Below are 4591 nucleotides of genomic sequence, written 5' to 3' on the forward strand. Positions count from 1 at the left end.
ATCAATTGGTATCTGAATTCACGGCCACTTAAATGTCTTAATTGGCATACACCAATCGAGATCTTCTTGCTTAATCTACGTCACTAAATTCGTTCAAGTTATTTCTTGCAATCTGCCAAATGGAAAAATGGGGTCAAATGTATAATTCGATCAAGGCCGGTAATAATCAATAAATGAAAAATAAGGTATCGAATCAATATAGTTTCGATACCTTATTTATCTTTGTATATTAAGCTTTCTTCATCCTCGACCGAATCCACTTATCTCCTTCAGTGAAAATCATAATCAAGCAGGAGAAGAGGATTACGGCACCCCATTCAGCGAGACTGATTCCAGTAACGTGGAAAGCAGTCTGCATAAACGGTACGTAAGTTAGGATGAGTTGGAAGATAATCATCAATCCAATTACACCCCAAGCATTTTTACTGATGTCGTTAATTTGGGTCAATCCATACTGCTCAGTTCTAATACTGAAGAAGTAGAAGACCTTACTGATAACAATTGTGTTTACCATCATTGTCGTGGCGTTTATCTCGCTTGCGCCACCACGAATAAACCATTCGTAGCCAATTAAGGCAAAGATTGCCATTAATGCAGATACATAACCCATTTGGAAGAGATCATGACGATTCATCAATCGCTGAGTAATTGGTCGCGGTGAACGTTCCATAATCCCATCCTCAGCCTTTTCAAAGACAAAGGCAAACTGGATTGTAATCGCAGCAATTAAGTTAATCCATAATAATTGGGCTGGTTGAAGCGGAACCTGTTGACCAGTCAAAATTGAGAAGGCAACGACGAGTCCTTCCGCAAAGGATGTCGGCAGGAGGAAGAGAATACTCTTCTTAATGTTGTCGTAGATTCGTCGACCTTCCTTAATTACCGCTGCCATGGTAGCAAAGTTGTCGTCACCAAGGATCATGTCAGCGGCGTCCTTTGCCACGTCCGTTCCCTTGATTCCCATGGCAACCCCAATGTCAGCCTTCTTCAATGCCGGAGCATCGTTTACCCCGTCACCAACCATGGCAGTAACCTGTTGTTGATTTTGAAGGGCTTCAACAATTTCAAGCTTGTTTTGTGGGGTCGTTCGAGCAAAGACCTGGTTATTCATCGCGGCACTTTCTCGCTCTTTTGCGGATAGCTTATCCCATTCTGCACCGGTAATGGCATTGATCGGACCATTAGTCAATCCTAGTTCCTTACCGATTGCCCGGGCGGTTTGCGGATCATCACCAGTAATCATCTTAACGTGAACCCCAGCGGTATTCATCTTCTTTAGAGCAACGATGACTTCTTCTCGTGGCGCATCAAGCAATGCGGCTAAACCAAGGAATTTAATACCCCGGTAAAGGTGTTCGTGTTCCACTTCAGTTAAGTCTTCGTTGCTTGGTACTGGCTGATAACCAACGGCAATTACTCGCTTACCAGCACTTGACCAGTCGTTAACCCGTTGTTGCCACTTGGCAAGGTCAAAGTTAGGATCCTCTTTTTGGGCCATTTCAAATAACTTATCAGGAGAGCCCTTGATGAAGATAACTTTTTCATGGTTTTCTTGGTCCTCTGTCAGTTCGGCAATGTACCGGTAATCAGAGTCAAATTGCAATAGGTCAATTTCGGCATACTGTGATTGGTGCTTAGGACCATATGCTTTATGGTAAAGCGTTAGGAAAGCACCGTCAGTAGGTTCACCATTGATGTGCCATGCACCATCATTTTCACTTAAGACGGTGTCATTGGCTTGATAACCAGCTTCGACAAAGAGCTTGAGCTGGTCAGTGAGCGGCGCCTTTTTACCATTAAGTTTGATCTCGCCATTTGGTGCGTATCCAGTTCCTGAAACCTGGTAGAGTTGATCGCCAACCCACAATTCAGTCGCTGTCATTTCATTTTTAGTCAGCGTCCCAGTTTTATCGGTTGCAATCACGTCAACCGAACCGAGAGTTTCTACGGCAGGCATTGATTTAATAATTGTCTTATACAATTTGGCCATTTTACTGATTCCAAAGGCTAGAATCACGGAAGTAATTGCCGGTAACCCTTCAGGAATCGCACCCACAAGCATCGCAACAACCGCGAGGGCTAATGCAGGAAGAGAGTAAATCTTCAGCATAAAACCAACGATGAAGACGATGATTGAAGTTGTAATCGTGATGTATGAAACCACAGTCCCAACATGATCAATTTCCCGGGTAAGTGGAGTCTTCTTTGGTTTGATGTGGGCGACTTCTTGAGAAATTTTCCCAATTTCAGTTTGTTCAGCAGTAGCAATTACGACACCCAGACCGCTTCCGCTTGTTACAGAAGTGGAAGCATATGCCATATTCACGCGTTCTGCTAACGGAATATCATTATCAGTTAATGCTTGATCCGTTTTAATGACAGAGTTCGTTTCACCAGTTAATGCAGATTCTTCAATCCGTAAGTTATCCGCAGAAACAATTCTTAAGTCGGCTGGAACATTGTCACCAGCTTCAAGGAAAACCACGTCCCCAACAACCAAGTCAGCAGCGTCAATATCTTGGCGCTTACCGTCACGATAGACCGTTGCCTGGTTTGCCATCATTTCCTTAATCTTAGCAAGGGCATTGGCAGCACTTGTTTCCTGAAAGTAGCCGATTAAGGAATTTAAGACAACCACGGCCCCAATAACGATCGCATCAGTATAGTGTCCAATAATAATTGTTAACAACGTTGCAACTAACAGAATGTAGATCACGATGTTGTTAAATTGGCGAAGAAAGATCTTCCACTTAGGTGTCGGCTTTACTTCGAGAACGTTTTGACCGTCGCTAGCTAGTTTTTGTTGCACCTCTTTGCTAGTTAGTCCTTGAGTAAAGTCCGTTAAGTTAAATTCTTTCTTTAATTCGTCAGTAGTTAATTGATATTGTTCTTTCATTTTGCTCCTCAAATATTTACTATAAAGCAACAATCTCATGGGATCCCGTCTCCATGATTAACAGTCGGTTGTTTGCTTTGAGTTAAGTTGCTTTAATCAGTCCTTTTCTTATTTTTCGTAAGAATATTATACCATTCTGATTGAAGCGAGAAGGCTCTATTAAGGTATTTTTAGATAATAGTTCAACAAAAATTCATAAATAAACAAGCTGGGAATTAGACTCTATAAGTTTGGAGATCACTAAGGATAAATAACCTAAGACTATTTCTTGCTCTGAACTAATCTTAGGTTATTTGATATCTATTTACTTTTTACAAATCGTGGTGATGTTTCTGGAGCCCAGAAAAGACAAATCAGACCGCCGATGATTAGAACGATGGTACAAACCAGCATTGCGAGATGAGCACCACCAATGTTAGTCAATACTGGCAAGAGAAAGGTTCCACTAGCAGCACCAATTCGACTAATTGTAATACAAGTTCCGACCCCGGTAGCGCGAACCTTAATGTCAAAAAGTTCGGTTGGGTAAGGGTAGTCAAGGGTTAATCCTGAAGAAAGGATGATTGAAAACAGCGCAAAAAGTCCAATTTGAAAGTCAAAAGACGACTGGGGGCCGATGATCATGCCGACCAGACAAATTGCGGATAAGAAGAAGGTGCCAACTAGAAAATACTCGCCGACTAATCCGCTTGAAGATCCATGCACCAAGTAAAACGCCGACCATCATACAACCGTTATAGATGATTCCTGATAGATTACTATCTCCCATGTGCATACTCTTTAACAAGATTGGCAAGAAAATACTGATACCGAAAAATGCAAACGCCTGGCAGGCATAAAATAACCCACCAACAAGTGTTCGTCGGCGATACTTCTTACTAAATAGAATTGTCCAGGAAATATTATCAACAGGTTTCGCTTTGAGGAGGTGAAGAGGGAGTCCCCAGCGCTTACCAATATGCTTTTGAATTAGTTTCTGAGCCTTTTTATTTTCACCCTGACTAGCAAGCCAGCTAGGCGAAGCAGGGAGCTTGGATACGGAACGAAAAATTCCAGCGACTAATCCGGGAACGGCGGAAGAAGCAAGGATAACTTGCCAATTATGGCTACCAAAGCCACTAATCATGATCCCGGCAATGTAGAAAAGAATAAAGCCAATTGTCCAGTAAATAATTAATTGACTCTGCCGCTTGCCACTTTCGTTTACAGGTAGCCATTCAACAAGCAGTGAATTCCCTACCGTGTAGTCGATAGCAATCATTAGACCGATAAGGAAGCGCAGAATAAACAATAAGAATAAATTAGTAGTCACTAGCTGAAGGAGCGAAAAAATCGTAAAAAGATACATGTCAATCAGTAACATTCGACGACGTCCAAATTGATCAGCAATTCGTCCCATCAACGCGCTTCCCATGAGGCCCAGTAAGCTACCAGCACCGATTAAGCCAACCCAAAAATCATTGATGGCAATATAATGCTGTGCTTGAGCAAGCCCGGTACCACTAATACCGAGAGCGTACCCACAGGCAATTTGACCAAAAACGATTGCAAAGAAGACGCGGAAGTGAACAGCTTGAAGTGCAAGACAAAAGTTAGACAAAATTGAAATATTAAGCTGCTAAGGTATGATTTCGGTACTCAACCGGAGTCATACCTTTTGTTTTTAAGGTCGTTCTGACGTTGTTAAAGTACTGA

At 42.2% G+C, this 4591-nt stretch carries 2 protein-coding genes and 1 pseudogene; all 3 read right to left on the minus strand.

Going from position 1 to position 4591, the window contains the following annotated elements; all coding sequences use genetic code 11:
• Window positions 1-229 precede the first annotated feature (229 nt).
• Window positions 230-2896: an HAD-IC family P-type ATPase gene (locus HUK49_RS10360; protein WP_191913647.1), complete on the minus strand. Its 2667-nt coding sequence runs from the start codon at window positions 2894-2896 to the stop codon at window positions 230-232.
• 300 nt (window positions 2897-3196) lie between these two features.
• Window positions 3197-4505, minus strand: a pseudogene (locus HUK49_RS10365) (MFS transporter).
• 1 nt (window position 4506) lies between these two features.
• A partial coding sequence (locus HUK49_RS11695) for an IS3 family transposase (protein WP_191912754.1) occupies window positions 4507-4591 on the minus strand: 85 nt, incomplete at its 5' end.

Origin of the sequence: Limosilactobacillus portuensis (genome assembly GCF_014838735.1) — a bacterium.
Classification (GTDB): domain Bacteria; phylum Bacillota; class Bacilli; order Lactobacillales; family Lactobacillaceae; genus Limosilactobacillus; species Limosilactobacillus portuensis.